A 15,826-nucleotide genomic window follows, 5' to 3' on the forward strand; every position below is an offset into this window, starting at 1 on the left:
ATCAGCCTCCAGAGATCGGATCGACCGGCACGAACTCTTCCACCGGCGGCTTGCTGACGACGATGTTGGCGTAGACCAGCTTGGGATCGCTCTCGTTCTCGGCGAAATACTCCAGATCCTGGAGAGTGATGCGAACGGACTCGGTGGCGGTGATTCGCAGGAAGTCCTGACCATATGCAGCCGTCGCGCCGACCGCGCCGGAATCGATGGAGAAACCATCGACGTCGTGCGGGAACTGGATATCCAGTTGCACGCTACGACTGGTCCCGGTGAGTAGAGTGATGTCGATCACCAGATCTTCGCGGATCACCGGCCAGTCCGGCAGTTGGACCTCGGCCTGAATCAGTGGACCAACTGCGTCAGGGCTGACGACGAGCGTCACCTCACGGTCCATGCGATCAATAGCGAGCGGCGCGAGCACATCACCAATGGACCATACGGTGTTCCGCGCCGGGCCCGCGATTCGCACCCAGTCCTCCAGGTGCTGCGAATCGACGCCGATCCAGATCGGGGAATTGCCGGTACTGCCACCAATCAAGAACAACGCGCCGGCGGCGGGCGGCGCAGCGGTCGGCACATCGTCGCCGATCACCACTGGCGCCGGCGCGGCGTCCACCAGTTGCTGCAGCGTGCCGGCGGTTACCGAGATGAATGCCTGATCACCCACCGCCCAGGTGCTGGCGGTGGTGCACTCCTGAGCGCGCTCGATCGCCACCGTGCCGCCGGTGCGGGAGGCCTTCACGATCTCCCAGGCGGTGCGGGCTTCGTTGGTGAGCGTCACCAGGTAGTCCTCATCCTCCACGAGGAGGGAGGCGGCGGCCGGCGCAATCGGCAGCGTATTGCCGCCGGCGGCCAGAGCTCCAGTGAGGACGGTGGACCAGTTGTTGAGGAACCTCATTGCTGCACCCCGTTCTTGAATTCGAAGACCACTTCAGCGCCGTTGGCGTCTGTCATGACCAGCTTTTTCACGCTCTTCCAGCGCGCCCAGACCAGACCGTCCGTAGTCGGCATCAGCACCTGGTCGAAATACTCGCGGGCAGCGGCATCCGGCTCGGTGAGCGGGCTAGCAATTCCGCCGGTTCCGCCACTGAGCGGCGCCTTCGCCTGATAGGTTCCCCGCCCCACCTGAGCTGGCTTCGATCCACGCCGCTCCAGCTCGAGCAACTTGCCGCCGCTCCGCCTGCGCGACTCCAACGACTGCAGGTCGCCCAGCAGTTGCTCCGGCTTGCGCGCAGCCGCTATCCCTTCGGCGATCGCTCGCCGTTCATCTGCAAGGCTCATCACATCTCCAGGAGGTCGTCAGGAATCCGCACGCGGAAAGTGGCTTCGGTGGTGCCCGTGATTTCGTCGCGATGCTCTGCCGGAACCTCCGGCGCCGTGACCTGCAGGCGCCGGGGAAAAGCATCCGGTGGCGAGCCGATGTCGAGCTCGTCGTAGTTACCAGAGAAACCGTCGAGCGCGTCGTCGTACTCCATCAGGCCGCGCCCACGCAGTTGGGTCGGCAGGGTGATGGCGCCAGTAGGTGTGCCAGTAGGCTGGGTGTTGGGTGCCGGAGGCAGGACCAACGGATCGTCGGTCCCACCGCCGCCCCTGCTGAGCGCAAGTGTCAACGTCGTCAGCGCGGTCTGCGCTTCGAAATCCCACTCGTCGATGATGCTGAAGAGCTTGCCCTGCGCGAGCCCCTTATCCTCGAGGCGCAGCGTATGCACCAGGTCTAGGGCCAGCGCGCGCGAGGTCGGCACCTGCCAGGCCAGGCGGTTGCCGCGGTGAGCGGAGAGAATCGCCACTCGCGCACCCGCGGCCTGGCAGATCACGGAAGCAGACAGCCGCACGTCGTCGCGAACATCCACCACCCAATCATTCAGCGCGTCCTGCGTGGCGTCCCCTACCGGCGCTGTGAAAGCGGCGCTCTCCCAGTCCTTGGAGCGGTCGGTCTCGCTTTCGAACGCCGTTCCGTCCCGACGAAGCACCTCGCCGGCCTGAGCAACGCTCGTCTGGGCTATGACGTTGAGCGCGTAGGTCTCCGTTACTGCCTGGGTCCAGCGCATGCCGCCGACCCAGCCAGCGGAGAGCAGCAGATCGGGGAAGTCATTTCGCCAACCGACCTGGGGATCGCAATAGACGCCCGTCTCCGGCACGCGGAGAAAGCCCGCGCCGGCCAGCACGTTGTAACCGGCCGAGCTGGTCGCGTCGGTAACCATCGCCACGTCGGGGAGTTCGGTGGAGTTCCGGCGCCAGATGCAGAAGCCCAGGTCGATGCTTTCGCCGTCAATGTCCGGATGCTCCCAGCTCCAGGCCTGGTGGCGCTCCCGCAATCGGGTGTAGCGATAGTCGATACTGAGTTTGATCGTATTGATCCGATCCTTCAGCTTCGCCGGGTCCAGCGAGAGCGAGTCGTCCACGGTGGTGCCAGCGCCGAAGGTGCGAACGGGCTCGCTGGAAGCCCACGGCGTTACGCGAAGCGTTCCGTCCACCGCACGATCGAGGCTCGCCGCTTGGCTGGCCATGCGCTCCTGCGCATAGTCCCAGTGGCTGCGCCCTTCGACCGCGTCGAACACGTCAGCGGACCAGAGGCCTCCAACCAAGGCGTCGATCGCCTCGATGGACATGGCCTCGATCAAGTCCTGCAGACGGTCGGTTGCCTCACAGCTGACGATTCGGCTTTTCGGGTCGAAGCTCGGCTGCTCCAACCATCCTGAAAAGCGCAACTCCTCGATCCAGGTGCCTTCGCGCAACTCGCGGTAGTAAATGGCGACCGTGCGGCCGGTCCAGGCGATCACGTCCACAGGAGCGGGCGCCAGCCAGACCGCGAACTCGGCGATGGCGGCAGCGCCCTCTTCCCGCTCAATGCGGATCTGGCCGGTGAGCTGCTCGGTGACATCCACGCCGCCGAGCACTACGCGGATCGACCAGATGATCGAGGCGAGCGGATCAACCGGAATCGGAGTATCTCCGCCGTCCGCGTCCAACTGGGCGAGCGGCGCCATGCCCAGCGGGCTGCCGTTGATCAGCATCAGAGTTCCTCGCAGTCAAAGCTCCAGCGGTGCGTATTCGCGGAGTCGTCGCTGTCTTCCTGCGGCCGCCGGCCGGAGACCATGAAGACCGGCATCCAGCACACGCGGTAATGAGTGGCCCCGGCCATTGGCGTGACGGTCACGGCCAGGCCTGCGCGCGTGATACCTGTCCGCTCCCAGTCCTTGCCAATTAGCGCCTCGGCGTACGGCTCGAAATCCGGACGCGGCGCGCTGGTCAGCTGGTAATCGAGATGCGTCCCCACAATGCTTTCGACCTTGGTCAGCCTGACCTCCAGCGGCTGGCTGTAGTCGACTCCAGCAAGACCAGGTGGCATCCAGCCGGAAGCGGAGATGCTGATGGCGACCTTGTTCCAATGCGTCATCGGGACGCCCCGGCCCTGGCTCAGGCGAACAATCGAGGGGCCGCCCAGCGGGCTGAGCGTCTGCTGGGGCGCGCCGGCGAAGAGCGCCAGTACCTCGACGCCGCCAATCATCAGTTTGGGTAGAGACATCCCGGGCTCCAAAAAGCAAAGCCCCGCATGGCGGGGCTCAGGTAACGCCACCTCGGCGGTGGCCCTTCTTCAGTGCTGATCGATGAATCTGCTTCGTAGTGTCCTGGCCAGCAAGCATCGAGTACCGCTGTCCGTCGATGAACAGATTCACCGGGGTCAGCGCGCTCGAACTACCAGGCAGCGCACCGAGGACGTCGGCCGAGGGCGCCGGAATACTCGGCACTGCCATGGAAGCGACCAGCCCACCATCGGCATAGCCAGGTAAGCCGCCAGCGAAGCGCGCACGAAGGTCAGCCATGGTGCGCGTGAAGCCGTTACGACGGACTCGCTCCAGGAACGTCAGCGCCCCGGGCTCGTTGACCACCCGCTTCGGCTGTACGTGCTCGTCGGCGTGCACCACGCCGGCGGGCTGCAGACGAGAGCCCGGCCCAGTCCAGCCACCTTCTGCAAATCCATCGGGTGCCGCTGGAGTGTCAGCCGTGACGCGGGCCACGTTGGAATCAACATCTGGCGCAGTCACCTGAACCTTGAACTTCAGCTGCTCGGCGATCTCCTTGGAGAGCGCCAGCATCCTCGCCTTGATCTGCTCTTCGTTGGCCTGATCCCAGGACACAACGACGTTCAAGTTCTTCAGCGCGTCAGCCTGGCGCACCAAGCTGGTGATGCTGTCCTGTACGCTGTTCTGAATGTCAGCCGCTCGAACCTTCCGCACTTCCTGTGCCGCGGTGGCGATATCCTCCAGTTCCTGCGCGACGCCGCGCAATCCGTAGGTGTTTGTTCCAGCTGAGAGCAGTTGTTCCAGCGCCTCGCGCGCCTTGTTGGCGTACTCGATCGCTTTCTGAGGGTTGTCGTCGATCTGCGTCCTGGCCTTGAGCTTGAGATCCTGCACCAGGTTGTAACTGGGGTCAGCAGCAGGCCCAGCCGTTCCATCCTTGAACGACTGAGTGAGATCCTTGAATGGCTTCAGGATGGTCTCGGTTTCCCCGACCACCTGCTCATAGTTGGCCTGCGCTTTCTTCAGCTCCTGGTACTGCTGGTTCAGGTAGCCTTTCAGCTTCGTCAGGCCACCCTGCCTGGCGCGGTCCTGTCGATCCTGAAAGCCTCGCTCGCCAGCCTCGCGAGCGGCCTGTAGAGCCCGCTCGCTACCGGCGAAGCCATCCAGCGCCCGCAGTTGCTCCTGATAGATGCGCTGACGATCCTTGGCCTCATCCATCTCCACCTTGGCGATCCGTTTCGTCTTGGCCTCGGCCTCGGCCTTCTCGCGCGCTTTCTTCAGACCGTCGAGATACTCCTGATATTTGGCTTGTTGCCGGTCCAGCTCGGCCATGTCGGCAGTGCCGAAGCGCAGGAACGTCACGATGCTGAAACGACCGTTATCCTGCAGTTCCTTCTTCGCCGCGATGATCCGCGCGACGGCTTTCTCCGCGTCTGCGACGGCGTTGTCCTGGGTGGCCTGGCGGTCAAACTCAAAAAGCCCCGCAAGTCCTCCTTTGTTCAGCGCCTTGAAGGCGTCGCCAATCTGCTTCACGGCCTTGCTGACGAATCCGAGACCGGTTGTCAGCCCCTTGGTGTGCCCGGTCAGGTCATCCACCGCCGCCACTGCTTGGCTTGCCTCGTTCGCCAGTACCTGGAACTGACCGCCGGTGGTCTTCTCCAGAGCTGCGGCCTCTGCGCGCAGCTGCGGCAATTGCTTGAGCAGCGCATTGATCACGACGGTGGCCGTCAGTTGGCCGTCGTTGGCCATCTGCTTCAATGCACCTCGGGCGACACCCAGGCCGTCGGCCAGAGCGCGCATGAGGCGCGGCGTCTGCTCGGCTACCGAGTTGAACTCGTCCCCACGCAGCGCGCCGGCGCCCAGCGCCTGGGCAAACTGGACAATGGAAGCATCCGCTTCTTCTGCGCTTGCACCACTGATGCGCGTTGAGGCCGAAACCGCTTCGATGACGTCCAGCAGGTCCGACTGGCTGCGCTTCAGCTCGGTCAGGCTTGGCGCAAGACGGGTGTACAGGGAATACAGGCTGGCGAGCGGCGCCTGGTTCTCATCGGCCAGCCTTCCCAGTTCGCGCTGCGCTGTGTTGAAGTCTTCCTGGCTTTCAGTCGCCAGCTTCAGACGGGACTGCAGGTTCTTGGCCTGGTCGGCGGCGCGGATATAGGCGCCCACTGCCTCGGTCACGCCCAGACCCAGGCCCAGCCCAGCAGCCCCGCCGATCAGGGCCTGAATGCGGCCGCCACCCTGGCTGGCCACGGTGAGTTCCTGAATCTCCCTGCGGGTTTCCTCAAGCCGGCGCTGGAGCTGCAACTGAGCAGCGGACTGCTCGGCGGCTGACTTAAAACCTGCTCGACTGAGGCGCTCGTAGTCGGCAGGCAGCGCGCGCAGTTGCGCCTGCAGAGCCCGGTATCGGTCAATGCCGAGGGTACCGCTCGCCGCAGCAAGGCCGGCATCCGCACGTCCAGCATTGACCCGTTGGCCGAGCTCACTGCGCAGGCGCTCCTGCTCCGCAGCCAGGTTCTTGGTGTCGACGCCGGCGGCCTGCAACTCGGCGCGCATGGCCGATAGCCGCACGATGTGCTGCGCCTCGACACGCTCCAGGCGCTGCAGGTCGGCGACGGCCCCCTTGTAGCTAGCCTGTAGGCTCTTGGTCGGCGACTCCGTCCTAGCGAGCTCGTTGCCCAGCTCACGCACTCGATCGCGCGCCTGCTGGATTCGGCGTGACCCGCTGTCCAGCTGGCTTTCAAGATCACGAAACGCGTTGACCTGGCGGAGAGGTCGCTCGATGTCCTTGACCAGCTTCTGGTATTCAGCGCGAAAGCCGGAGACGGCCCGGCGCGCCTCGGCATCATCCGCCGTCAGCCGCAGCTCTACTTCGGTCATGGGTCACACCTTGACGGCCCGGAGGAACAGACTCCAGGGATAGGAAAGGACGTTCTGGTGGCCTACGCGCACCAGCAGAGCGATGACTTCATCCAGGCGCGCTAGGGCTTGGCCAGGGCTTTCACCAGTCGCTCCAGCATCTCGAAAAAATGGCGGTTTACCTCGCGGCAGGCCTGCGCCACTTCTTCCAACTGCGAGGGACGAAGCTCGTCGATCTGCTTCGTCGTCAGGTCGCTCATGGCGGACAGGTCGTGAAGTCGCAGCACCCCGCCAAGCAGGTTGTCACCCACTTCATCGGCAGTGATCGTGTCCATCAGTTGGCGCACCTGGGCCACGGTCATCTCGCGCACGGTGACGCTCAGCGAACCAAGGGGCACCATCCGGCAGCCGGAGGCATCGGTCATTTCGCTACTCCAGAAAAAGAAAAACCCGCCGAAGCGGGTTTCTGAAAAATTGGTCAGTCAGTTCTTGTGGCCTGACTGATGGCTGGTCCGGACGCAGCCGCCGGAGTCGTAACTGACGCTGGTGACGTCCACGTACTTGTCGTTCCAGTAGCTGGTTGTGCCGGCACCACGGGCTGAGCCGTCGCGGTTCGGTTTCCCGTACATCTGTTCAATCTGGTCACGGCTCATGCCCGGAACCACTTCCTTCCGCACCATGGCGGTACGCAGGTCGCGATCGGACAGTCCGGTGGTGCAGGGGGCGTTATCGGCAGATCCGCCGACGACGGTGTACCCCTGAGACTGCGGAGCCGAAGAGCCGCTGCTGTGGTAGCGCGGGCGATGACGCTCCGGCTTCGCCATCACCGCTGCCGGGCCACTACCAGAGGGCGCGGCGTTGTGCGCCGACACCACGTCAGTGAGGTCATTTCCGGTCGGGCAGTTGGCGTTGGCGGTGAAGGTGACCTTTCCCTTCTCGTCGACGCACTTGAAGACCGCGGCCGCATGGGCGGCGCTGGAAATCAGGCAGATGGCTGCAACTGCAGCGAAATGGCGCATGGGGTTCCCTCCCATCGAATAGACGATGAGAGGGAATGTACCGAGTTTGAAACTCAGCGTCACGCCGCAGCCAGTTCCTTCTTGATGCGGAAATATTTCGAAGTACCGCCGCCAACCTTCGTGGGGTCGCGCAGCACCTTGGCAGTGGCCTGGAAGCCGCCGAAGTCCTCGGTGTTAATCCAGTCCATCTGGGTCGCAAGGTTCAGACGGCACTGGAAGAAGCGGGCCTCGACACGCTTCTGAGTGCCGGCGGCGTTCTCGCCCTCGAAGAGGAACTCGAACACCTGGCCGCTGTTGGTCAGCGCCTCGATCACGTCAACCGCAGCCGAGCTGTAGTCCACGCTCACCTTGAAGGGAGTGCCCGGGGCGGCAGCCTTGATCGCGGTTTCCAGGGCGCCACCGGAGACAACTTCGATCCCCGAGCCAGTCATCACCCAGTCGTCGAACTCATCGTAGTCCGTGGTGCCCGCCTCGTTGCTGACGCTGGCGATGCTCAGGGGCATCTTTTCCAGCGCGATGGTGCCATCCACCTCGGCGACGTGCTGCTCGCCGGTCACGGTGGTGGCCGCGACGTTGGAGACGCTGCCCCAGACCAAGGCAGCCAGCACCCAGCTGAAGATCTCTCGGAAGTTGATGGCGAGCGAAACGCTGGTGACGCGATCCAGGCTGTCGTACTCGCCACCCTGCGGAGTGGTGGTATCGGCCAGGGTAAGGCTGTTGGTCTCGGTGGTGTGCTGAATGGTCGAGACCAGGCCAACCTTCTGGAAGGGTACGCCGGAACCGGCGAGGCGCGCTTTCAGGTGGCCACCGATGACGACCGTCTCTTTCTGAATTGCCATCGCTTAGGCCTCCTTCGCGAGGGGGGTAGCGACCTTGACCTTCTTGACCGACTCGAGGAAGGCCTTCTGGCGCTGGGTCACCTTGATCTTGGCGCCGACGGGATAGTCCGCGCCGTTGTGGGTGTGCTCGCCGGTAAGTTCGACCTCAACCTGCTGCACGGTTTTCTCTTCGCTCATCGGCGGATCTTCTCCTGGACGATGGTGGTGATGTGGATGGGAACGATAACGCCGGCATACGGCTGGCCGTTGCCAGGCGGGAACGGGTCCGAGGAGCCGACGGTGATTCCAGTAGCTCCTTTCGGAAGCCAGCGCGGGAAGACACCCTCTTCGGTGACGAATGCCTGGCTGATATCCAGTTCCATCTCCTCGAGTGCCTGCTGGTACAGCTCAACATCGATCCGGACCAGGCCGATCAGGAAATAGCCGACATGCATTCTCAGCGCGGCTACCTTCTTCTCCGGCGGCCTGTTGGGCGCCTTCTGGAGCAAAACGAACTGCTGAGGCAGGCCTTTCTCGGTCAGCACCTCGTTGAGCCAGCCGGTGCGGACCTCCTGGCCGAGATTGGTCAAACACCCGTTGGCGACGGTGATCTGCTGGACACGCTGAATAAGGGCCTGACGGACGCTGGTGAGGATGTTGCTCATGGAACCTCCATGCACGCGGCGGTCACCATGTGGCCGTCGTCAGCCGCAATGTCCTCTACCAGTAGGCGCCGACCGCAGCAGAGGGTGAAAATGCCACCCCGCTCGACGCAGGCTAGGAGCGGCTTTCGCCAACTGACGCCGACTGCATCCGAGCGCATCAGGCAATCCGGGCCGTTCTGCATCAGGTTGTGGTCGACAATCACCGTCAGTCCGCTCGCCAACAGCCGGCCGTCCTTGGCCTGGTACTCCGCAGTGCCATCGTTCAGCCGCGCAACCACCCGCTCATGCAGGCGGTCGCGCATTGCGGCCCAGGTCACGGTCAGGCCACGGCAGCCGGAGCGGAGACGCCGTTGAGGCGCACGCGGCCGACAGCGGACGGGTTGGCAGCAACCTCGGTGGCCGCGCCGACCAGTACCAGGCCGGTTGCCGAGACGTTGGTCAGAGCGCGGCTGCTGGTGTTCATGTACAGCAGATCACCGACAGCCCAGGCCTGGGCGCTGATCTTGCTGAGTTCGAACACGCCGTTGAGTTTGAGAACGACCGGGTCTCCGGCCGCTTCGGTGGTGGCCGCAACGCCAACGAACGCGCCGACCTTGTACAACTGGCCAGAGACGGTGCCGCCGGCCGGGGCCGGTACGGTGATGCAATCGCCGTGCTGGATGAAGGATTTCATGTGTCACCTCGCGAGAGAGAAGCAGAAACAGAAAGGGCGCCCGCAGGCGCCCTATTGGGTCTGGTGCCGGACGATCAGGCGCCGGGGTTCTTGTAGGCGCCGCGGTAGTCGATCCAGGCGGCGCCGAAGACCAGACGGGCCTTGATCTCCATGCCATCAACCTCGAAGCCCTCGCGGGTTTCGGTGAAGACACCCTGCTCGCCCTCGAGGTACGCGTACTCGAAGGTGTCAACGACGCCGGGCGAGGCGTACAGGTACCACTGGTTGCCGGTGATACGGGCATCGACGATCACGGTCAGCGCGGTGTTGCGGCTGTCGTTGATGTCGGCGTTCTTGGCCGGCACGTACTGCGAGCTGGTGAACTGGAAGGCTTCCAGCTCCTTGTCCGGGCCAACGACCAGGTATTCCGGGCCGAGGTTGAGGAAGTGGCCAGCCTTGGACTTCTGCTTGCGCATGGCCGCGCGGGCCGCTGCCAGGGTAGCGGTGTTGATCGCGCCACCGCCGGCCGCGACGTTGCCGTGGCTGGCGTCGAAGAGCGGGTTTCCATCGGTGAAGTTCGGGTTACCCAGCAGCAGAGCCCAGATCACATCCGACTCGGTCTGCGCAGCGGCCGTGCCCAGAGCCTGCGGGATGCGAGACAGCGCGCCCAAGTCGTCGTTGACGATCGCTTCCCAGGTGATCGCAATGATCTTGCCGAACTTGGCAACCTTCAGCGGGGCGCCGTCTTCGCTCAGGGCGCCGTACTTGTACTCGCCATGCTCTTTCACCTGCTCCAGCGCAGAGATATCGCCCAGGGCGGCGCGAGTGACAGCGCGGAAGTCCGGCACGGTGGTCTGGCGACCCAGCGGGCGCCAGGTTTGCGGCGCGAGATCGTAGGCCGCGCGCAGAGTGCGATTCACGGCGCCGCCGAGCAGCAGCGGGAAGTCGCTGGTGGTGTGCATGCCGGCAGCGCGGACGGCCTGGCGGTCACAGCCCAGGGCGGCACGGGCGATTTCCTGCTGGGTCATGCCGCGTACGTTGCCGCCGGCCAGCTCGATCGACTCGCGCGCCATGTCGATCAGGCGCATGCCACGAAACTCGCGGGCGGCGTCTTCCAGCTTGATCGAGGAGTTGCAGCGGTGGAGCAGCGCGTTCTGCATCGCTTCACGCTTTGCAGTCAGGAGGCCGACATCCACGGTGGAGCTGACGGTGGGCTGGGTATTACGGGATTCCGGCTGGTTGCCAGCTTGGCGCTCGGCCACCTTGTCGATCACCGCGGCGCTGGCTTCGGCAACGGTGATACCGCGCTCCACCAGTTCGTCGGCGAAGGCATCGTCCAGGCCGACCTTCTTGGCCATGGAGCGGATAGTGGTTCCGCGCTTGCGCTCAGCCTCCGCGCCCTCACGGCGGATCAGCTCATCGGCCGCGCGTTTCTCTTCTTCGGTCATCTCGTTTTCCTCGTTGGGGTTGGCCACGGCGGCCGGTTGGTCGGTAGGCGCATCGGCCTCCCGGGTCTCGAAAAGGGTGTTGAAGCGCGGGCCCTGGTAGTCGGTCTCCTGCTTCGCGCCTCGGGTCTTTGCCCCGTCGTCGAAGCCGATAGGCACCAGTGAGAGCTCCATGGGCTCCCAGTCCACCGCGCGGTAGGTGGTCAGCTTGTCGTCGGGCGCTTCGATCATTTCGTAGCGATGCACCGAGTAGCCGACGCTGATGTTTCGGAGAATGCCGTCGCGCACATCACGAAAGATCGGCTCGACGTCTTCGCGCTGGCTGAAACGCACCAGCGCCCGCCCCTCCCCGCCCTCCAGCCAGGCACGCTCGACCACGCCGATGACGTCGCCGAGTTCCCAGGTGCTGTGGGTGTTGAGGAAGGGAGCGCCGTTGTTCAGACGTTCCAGACGGACAGCCGATTCGCTGACCTCCAGCTCTTCCATGTAACTGCCGATGTCCCAGGACCAGCGGCGGCCCTTCGCGCCGGTAGTCCAGGTGATTTCGACGGTCCGTTCTTCGATGTTCACCGAGTCAGGGCGAACGGCCGCCCGCAACTGCAGCATGGGGGTTTCATGCGTCTTATTGGTCGCCGGCATCGCTGATGTCCTCGCCAGTCGGCTGCTCGGAAGCAGGGTTGATATCGGTTGACGGCAGCTGCGTGCCGACAGGCCTGGCCTGGGTCAGGCCAGCGTTGGAGACTTTGCGCGGGTCGCAGTCCAGGACCAGGCCGAGCTTGTCGAACAAGGCGTTGGCCTTTGCGATTTCAGCGGCATGCGCTTCCGGATCAGTGATCCCCACCTCGCGCAAGGCGTTGGGCCAGGTAACCAGCCCTTGGCGAATCCGCTCTTTGACGGTCTCCAGTTCGGACTTCGGATCAACCATGTCCCGGCGAGGGGGAACCCAGTCCGCCTTCACATCCTCGCGAACACCATCGGGAAGCAGCGCCTGCGCCTCCATGAACCAGGTCCACACCCCACCACAGAGCTGGGGAATCAACATTCGCCACTGCCACACGTCGACGCGGCGCGCGAAGTGCAGCCACCCCATGCGGCCGCTGGAAAAATTCACGCCCTTCAGGTCGCCAGTTACCAGTTCGTAAGGCACGCCCAGCCCAACAGAAATGGCGTGCAGCCCCTGCCATGCGTAGGAGTCATATCCGTTGAAGGTTGGCGGAGTGCCGAAGGTGACGTCCTCGCCTTGCGCCAGCTCCTGGATAATCCCAGGCTCGACACGCTCGACTAGAGGGGTGGCCTTTCGGCCGCCCTGGGACTGGTCATCCTTGGTCACGAAGGCGGCGAAGCAGGCGGCGATCTTCGCCTGCTCCATCACCGCGTCCTCCATCTCGTCGAAGTTGCGCAGGCGCTGCATCACCGGCGCGAACCAGGTGTAACCCCTGGCCTGCCCGGGCCGCTTCGGGAGGAAGACGTGGATCACGTCCTCCGCCGGGATGCGACGGGACTCCAGCGCGCGCCAGGTGTTGTTCGCGCCGGGGTGCGTGTCGAACAGCCAATAGGCCTCCCGCTTTCCGATTGGACTGAACTCGATCCCTTGGATGATCTGGTTGGCGCCGTACGCCCCGCTTTTTTCCTCATCGAGGAAATCAGCCTCCAGCACCTGCAACTGCATGGGCACTGGCAAGTTGTCCGAGGACTTCCGCCAGCGGCGCCGGATCAACACCTCCCCTCCCTCGGGAACCGCCTCCATGACCTTGTGCTGCAAGCCGTAGAAGTTCTCGAGGCCGTCGGCATCGCAGAGCGTTTCTTCGGCCCAGGCCCGCCACAGGTCCGCCAGCTTCTTGTTGGCGCGCGTCTTCCCCAGCGGTCGCGGCACGATGCCGGCACCCACTACGTTGTCCGCTATGCCAGTGACTGCACGCTCGGCGTACGGGTTGTTGCGGCGAAGGTCGCGCGCTCGATTGCGCAGCCGCGCCAGTGCGGGACCATTCTCGGCATTGGCGTCCGCGCCGGTGCTGCGCCAGCCGTCATTTCGGCGGCCGCCTGCGGCACCTTCGAAACGGCGCTCCAAGACCTTGATCTGCAGGTCAGCCTTCATTTTTTGTAGGCGAGACTCTGCACGTCTCGCGGCTCGGCCGGGAAACAGGGTGTCGATGAATCCCATGTCAGTAGCCTTTCGAGAAGGAGGCGTAGCGCCGTCCGCCGTTGCTGTTGGCGTTCAGGCCCAGTTCACCCTCCATCTGGCGGAGGATGCGCATCATCTCGTCGACGCTGCGGTAGGTGACGGAACGATCCGCGTAACGCACCTGCAGCTCACCGCCGGCCAAGGCGGCCTTCAGGGCTTGGTATTGCTCCAGGGTGTAGGACATCACTATCTCTTCCAGTAAGAGGATTTCGCCCGTGGGCGTTCTTCTGCGTTATCCACAGCCGTCGAACCGCCAGGCTCTGGTTGTGCTGCCAAGGCGTCCAGGTCAAGCCCGAACCGCGATTGGCTGATGCGTAAGGCGGCAAGGGCATAAACGAAACAGTCGAGAGCCTCGTTGCGGCGCCCGCCGGAGTCCCAGCGCAACACGCGCTTGCCCTTCACCATCGCGGCCTTTTTCTTTTCCGCGGTGATCTGCTTCAGTTCCGCCTCATCGCAGACGTCGTCGTTGGCCGGGAAGTGAACGACCCCAGGCTGCGGGTGGCCGGCGCGCGACTTGGCTGTATCAACCTGCAGCCGCAGCCGGCTGTAGATCAGCTCCTTCGCGTTGTCGGTACCGACCTCGGTCTTGTAGACGTGGTCCTTCTTCTTCCGAGGGAAGTTGGCAACCGGCTTGCCATAGGTGCTCGCGCCGAACACCGGGATGACCCACATCGCGCCATGCTTGCGGCTCTCCGCGGCCACCTCGTCCGAGTAGTGGCCGCCGGCATCCCAGCACCACCGCTCCACGCGCATAATCAGGCCGTCGTCGCGGGTGAACTGCCGGTGCACCTCAAGCCCGACTTTGCGCCTCAGCTCCTCGCTGGCAGGGTCGCCAGTAAGGATGAAGCGATGAATGAGCCAGGCTTCCTCGCCAGGTCCAAAGGCCCATACCCGACCCTCCAGGCGGTCGTCCTGGGTATCGATGCCGCCCATCAACGCGACGGCCTGCTGCGGCACCTCCGGGAATACCTCACGACGCCCGTAGAGCACCTCCCAGTCAACCTTCTCGCCTTGGTCGTCGTCCCAGGTTTCACCGAGCGTGGTGTTTACGAAGGTGATCAGCTTCTGCAAATCACCCTTCACCTTCAGCCAGTCGGTGGCGATCTTGAGCCAGGTGCTCCAAGTGCTGTAAACGGCCCAGCAGTAGAAGGCGATCGACCGAGGGGTACGGATCGGCTCCCCATCAGCGCCAAACCAGTCCATGGCATCACGCGTCCAGATGCCGGTCTCTTCGCAGATCCAACGGCCATCCTTCGAGGCCTCGACCATGTCCTGATGGAAGAAGCAGCAGGTGCAGTGTTCGCAGACATACCAGGCCTTGGTCGCTTCACCGAGCGCGTCCTTGTCCCACTTCAGGCCGTACTCGCAGTCCTTGCCACCCCACTTCAGGGTCTGCTCCTGATGGCAGTGCGGGCACTTAACGAAGAAGCGCAGCCGAATGGGTGACTCGGCCGCCGCCTTGCTCACCTGGCAGGTTCCGACCTTCTTCGGGGTCGAACCACGAATGGACTTCGGGTAGACCGCACCGTCCAGACGCTTGTCGCCAAGGGTGACCGGGTCGCCCTCGCCCTCCACGTCGGCGTCGAAGTTCGACAGCTCGTCGTAGATCACCTCGTCCGCCGATTTCTCGCGGTAGTTCCGCGAGGCCTTGCCGCCCCGAATCCAGAGCGTCTTCCGATTGGTGAAGACTTTCTGGTCCAGCGTGTTGTCGCTGTGCTTCCGGTCCAGGTAGGGAAAGAGCTTGTAGAGCACCGGCACATCGCGGATCAGGCCGCGGACGTGACTCTTGCTGATGTCCTCGGAGTCCGGATCGGTCGGGCTCCACATCATCACGTTGCGGCGCTTGTGCTGAATCTTGTAGCCGATGTTCGCCATCAGCAGCTTCGTGTAGCCGATGCGCGCCGATTTCACGAAGTTCACGACCGAAATCAGGTCGTTTCCCATTGCGTTCAGGATCGCTACCTGGAACGGGTCGGTCTTCCATTTACCTTCGTTGTAGGAGGACTCGGACGACATGTAGAAGTGTTTATCCGCCCACTCCACCGCCGTCAGCGGCGGCTCCTTATGAAGGGCGAGCAACCCCAGACCAACAGCCTTGCTGAGGTCACTGATCCAGGGTTGCGAGATACTCATCGAGGGTTTCCGGAAGATCGTCGCCAAACTGCGAGGCGACGTTTCGCGCCAGGGCGATCTCCCGCTCGACGGTTTCCAGAATGCGTGGGTCGATGTCGGGGTGTCGCCTGCTCACCGTCTTGCCGACGGTTTCCAGCTTCGAGCCGATTTGAGCGGCGATCTTGGCCAGCGCGAAGGTGGCAAATGGGACCGGCACCAGTTGCTTCTCAGCTACCTGGTTCTTCTTCTCCTGGGCATCTGCCTGAGCGGAAGTGAGCCGGAGCTTTCCCTGGACCAGTTTGTACTCGAGCAGCGGATCGATAACCGTCTCGCCGCCACCCTCAGGTTGTTGTTTCCGGGCGGCGTGGTCGACGCGGTTTTGCACCACATCTTGCACCCGGTAGAACGCCTCTCGGCCAATCCGGGAAACCGGCTCCACGCCCCACTTATCAAAGGCTTGCGGGGAAATACCGAGGCTCTTCGCCATCTCGGATTTGTTCAACCATCCCGGCTGCCTGGTTGTTTCGTTTTTGGCCATGACTAAACAACAACCAAC

Annotated in this window: 17 protein-coding genes; all 17 read right to left on the reverse strand. The window is 63.7% G+C overall.

All coding sequences use genetic code 11. The annotated features are described in order from the left end of the window. Nucleotide 1: 1 nt before the first annotated feature. On the reverse strand, nt 2-898 hold the full coding sequence (locus JVX91_RS00520) for a hypothetical protein (RefSeq protein ID WP_205337525.1): 897 nt from the start codon (nt 896-898) through the stop codon (nt 2-4). Beyond that, complete coding sequence (locus JVX91_RS00525) at nt 895-1,281, reverse strand: hypothetical protein (protein WP_205337526.1); 387 nt, start codon at nt 1,279-1,281, stop codon at nt 895-897. The genes JVX91_RS00520 and JVX91_RS00525 overlap by 4 nt, the downstream gene beginning before the upstream one ends. Then, nucleotides 1,281-3,014, reverse strand: coding sequence for a hypothetical protein (locus tag JVX91_RS00530; RefSeq protein ID WP_205337527.1), 1,734 nt, complete (start codon nt 3,012-3,014; stop codon nt 1,281-1,283). The genes JVX91_RS00525 and JVX91_RS00530 overlap by 1 nt, the downstream gene beginning before the upstream one ends. After that, entirely contained in the window at nt 3,014-3,526 is a 513-nt protein-coding gene (locus JVX91_RS00535) for a hypothetical protein (protein ID WP_205337528.1), read from the reverse strand. The genes JVX91_RS00530 and JVX91_RS00535 overlap by 1 nt, the downstream gene beginning before the upstream one ends. A 37-nt stretch (nt 3,527-3,563) precedes the next feature. Beyond that, nucleotides 3,564-6,398 carry a tape measure protein gene (locus JVX91_RS00540; RefSeq protein WP_205337529.1) on the reverse strand — a complete coding sequence of 945 codons (2,835 nt, stop codon included), beginning with the start codon at nt 6,396-6,398 and terminating at the stop codon, nt 3,564-3,566. Nucleotides 6,399-6,499: 101 nt separating this feature from the next. Beyond that, nucleotides 6,500-6,802, reverse strand: coding sequence for a phage tail assembly protein (locus tag JVX91_RS00545; RefSeq protein ID WP_205337530.1), 303 nt, complete (start codon nt 6,800-6,802; stop codon nt 6,500-6,502). 57 nt (nt 6,803-6,859) lie between these two features. Continuing rightward, nucleotides 6,860-7,459, reverse strand: a complete 600-nt coding sequence (locus JVX91_RS00550; protein WP_205337531.1) for a DUF4124 domain-containing protein — start codon at nt 7,457-7,459, stop codon at nt 6,860-6,862. Further along, entirely contained in the window at nt 7,456-8,235 is a 780-nt protein-coding gene (locus tag JVX91_RS00555) for a hypothetical protein (RefSeq protein WP_205337532.1), read from the reverse strand. The genes JVX91_RS00550 and JVX91_RS00555 overlap by 4 nt, the downstream gene beginning before the upstream one ends. A 3-nt stretch (nt 8,236-8,238) precedes the next feature. Then, the gene (locus JVX91_RS00560) at nt 8,239-8,412 is read right to left on the reverse strand and encodes a hypothetical protein (protein ID WP_177339315.1); all 174 of its coding nucleotides are present in this window, start codon (nt 8,410-8,412) and stop codon (nt 8,239-8,241) included. Further along, nucleotides 8,409-8,879 (reverse strand): hypothetical protein, encoded by a 471-nt coding sequence (locus JVX91_RS00565; RefSeq protein ID WP_205337533.1) that lies wholly within the window; start codon nt 8,877-8,879, stop codon nt 8,409-8,411. The genes JVX91_RS00560 and JVX91_RS00565 overlap by 4 nt, the downstream gene beginning before the upstream one ends. Continuing rightward, nucleotides 8,876-9,181, reverse strand: a complete 306-nt coding sequence (locus JVX91_RS00570) for a hypothetical protein (protein ID WP_205337534.1) — start codon at nt 9,179-9,181, stop codon at nt 8,876-8,878. Before JVX91_RS00570 ends, JVX91_RS00565 begins: the two co-directional genes overlap by 4 nt. Nucleotides 9,182-9,198: 17 nt before the next feature. After that, a complete protein-coding gene (locus tag JVX91_RS00575; RefSeq protein ID WP_054910971.1) occupies nt 9,199-9,552 on the reverse strand; it encodes a DUF2190 family protein in 354 nt (117 codons plus the stop codon). Between the two features lie 74 nt (nt 9,553-9,626). Continuing rightward, nucleotides 9,627-11,582 carry a prohead protease/major capsid protein fusion protein gene (locus JVX91_RS00580; RefSeq protein WP_205337535.1) on the reverse strand — a complete coding sequence of 652 codons (1,956 nt, stop codon included), beginning with the start codon at nt 11,580-11,582 and terminating at the stop codon, nt 9,627-9,629. A gap of 16 nt (nt 11,583-11,598) precedes the next feature. After that, entirely contained in the window at nt 11,599-13,137 is a 1,539-nt protein-coding gene (locus JVX91_RS00585) for a phage portal protein (RefSeq protein ID WP_205337536.1), read from the reverse strand. A gap of 1 nt (nt 13,138) precedes the next feature. Beyond that, nucleotides 13,139-13,342: a hypothetical protein gene (locus tag JVX91_RS00590; protein ID WP_205337537.1), complete on the reverse strand. Its 204-nt coding sequence runs from the start codon at nt 13,340-13,342 to the stop codon at nt 13,139-13,141. A 2-nt stretch (nt 13,343-13,344) separates the two neighbouring features. Beyond that, nucleotides 13,345-15,291, reverse strand: a complete 1,947-nt coding sequence (locus JVX91_RS00595; RefSeq protein WP_205337538.1) for a terminase gpA endonuclease subunit — start codon at nt 15,289-15,291, stop codon at nt 13,345-13,347. Beyond that, nucleotides 15,263-15,808, reverse strand: a complete 546-nt coding sequence (locus JVX91_RS00600) for a terminase small subunit (protein ID WP_205337539.1) — start codon at nt 15,806-15,808, stop codon at nt 15,263-15,265. Before JVX91_RS00600 ends, JVX91_RS00595 begins: the two co-directional genes overlap by 29 nt. Between the last annotated feature and the right edge of the window lie 18 nt (nt 15,809-15,826).

Source organism: Pseudomonas sp. PDNC002, from assembly GCF_016919445.1.
Lineage (GTDB): Bacteria > Pseudomonadota > Gammaproteobacteria > Pseudomonadales > Pseudomonadaceae > Pseudomonas.

Excerpts from the sequence above, each read along its gene's own strand:
- JVX91_RS00555 (WP_205337532.1), bottom strand. The coding sequence starts at position 8,235 with ATGGCAATTCAGAAAGAGACGGTCGTCATCGGTGGCCACCTGAAAGCG.
- JVX91_RS00585 (WP_205337536.1), bottom strand. The coding sequence starts at position 13,137 with ATGGGATTCATCGACACCCTGTTTCCCGGCCGAGCCGCGAGACGTGCA.
- JVX91_RS00575 (WP_054910971.1), bottom strand. The coding sequence starts at position 9,552 with ATGAAATCCTTCATCCAGCACGGCGATTGCATCACCGTACCGGCCCCG.
- JVX91_RS00525 (WP_205337526.1), bottom strand. The coding sequence starts at position 1,281 with ATGAGCCTTGCAGATGAACGGCGAGCGATCGCCGAAGGGATAGCGGCT.
- JVX91_RS00520 (WP_205337525.1), bottom strand. The coding sequence starts at position 898 with ATGAGGTTCCTCAACAACTGGTCCACCGTCCTCACTGGAGCTCTGGCC.
- JVX91_RS00600 (WP_205337539.1), bottom strand. The coding sequence starts at position 15,808 with ATGGCCAAAAACGAAACAACCAGGCAGCCGGGATGGTTGAACAAATCC.
- JVX91_RS00580 (WP_205337535.1), bottom strand. The coding sequence starts at position 11,582 with ATGCTGCAGTTGCGGGCGGCCGTTCGCCCTGACTCGGTGAACATCGAA.
- JVX91_RS00590 (WP_205337537.1), bottom strand. The coding sequence starts at position 13,342 with ATGTCCTACACCCTGGAGCAATACCAAGCCCTGAAGGCCGCCTTGGCC.
- JVX91_RS00560 (WP_177339315.1), bottom strand. The coding sequence starts at position 8,412 with ATGAGCGAAGAGAAAACCGTGCAGCAGGTTGAGGTCGAACTTACCGGC.
- JVX91_RS00545 (WP_205337530.1), bottom strand. The coding sequence starts at position 6,802 with ATGACCGATGCCTCCGGCTGCCGGATGGTGCCCCTTGGTTCGCTGAGC.
- JVX91_RS00530 (WP_205337527.1), bottom strand. The coding sequence starts at position 3,014 with ATGCTGATCAACGGCAGCCCGCTGGGCATGGCGCCGCTCGCCCAGTTG.
- JVX91_RS00535 (WP_205337528.1), bottom strand. The coding sequence starts at position 3,526 with ATGTCTCTACCCAAACTGATGATTGGCGGCGTCGAGGTACTGGCGCTC.
- JVX91_RS00595 (WP_205337538.1), bottom strand. The coding sequence starts at position 15,291 with ATGAGTATCTCGCAACCCTGGATCAGTGACCTCAGCAAGGCTGTTGGT.
- JVX91_RS00565 (WP_205337533.1), bottom strand. The coding sequence starts at position 8,879 with ATGAGCAACATCCTCACCAGCGTCCGTCAGGCCCTTATTCAGCGTGTC.
- JVX91_RS00570 (WP_205337534.1), bottom strand. The coding sequence starts at position 9,181 with ATGCGCGACCGCCTGCATGAGCGGGTGGTTGCGCGGCTGAACGATGGC.
- JVX91_RS00540 (WP_205337529.1), bottom strand. The coding sequence starts at position 6,398 with ATGACCGAAGTAGAGCTGCGGCTGACGGCGGATGATGCCGAGGCGCGC.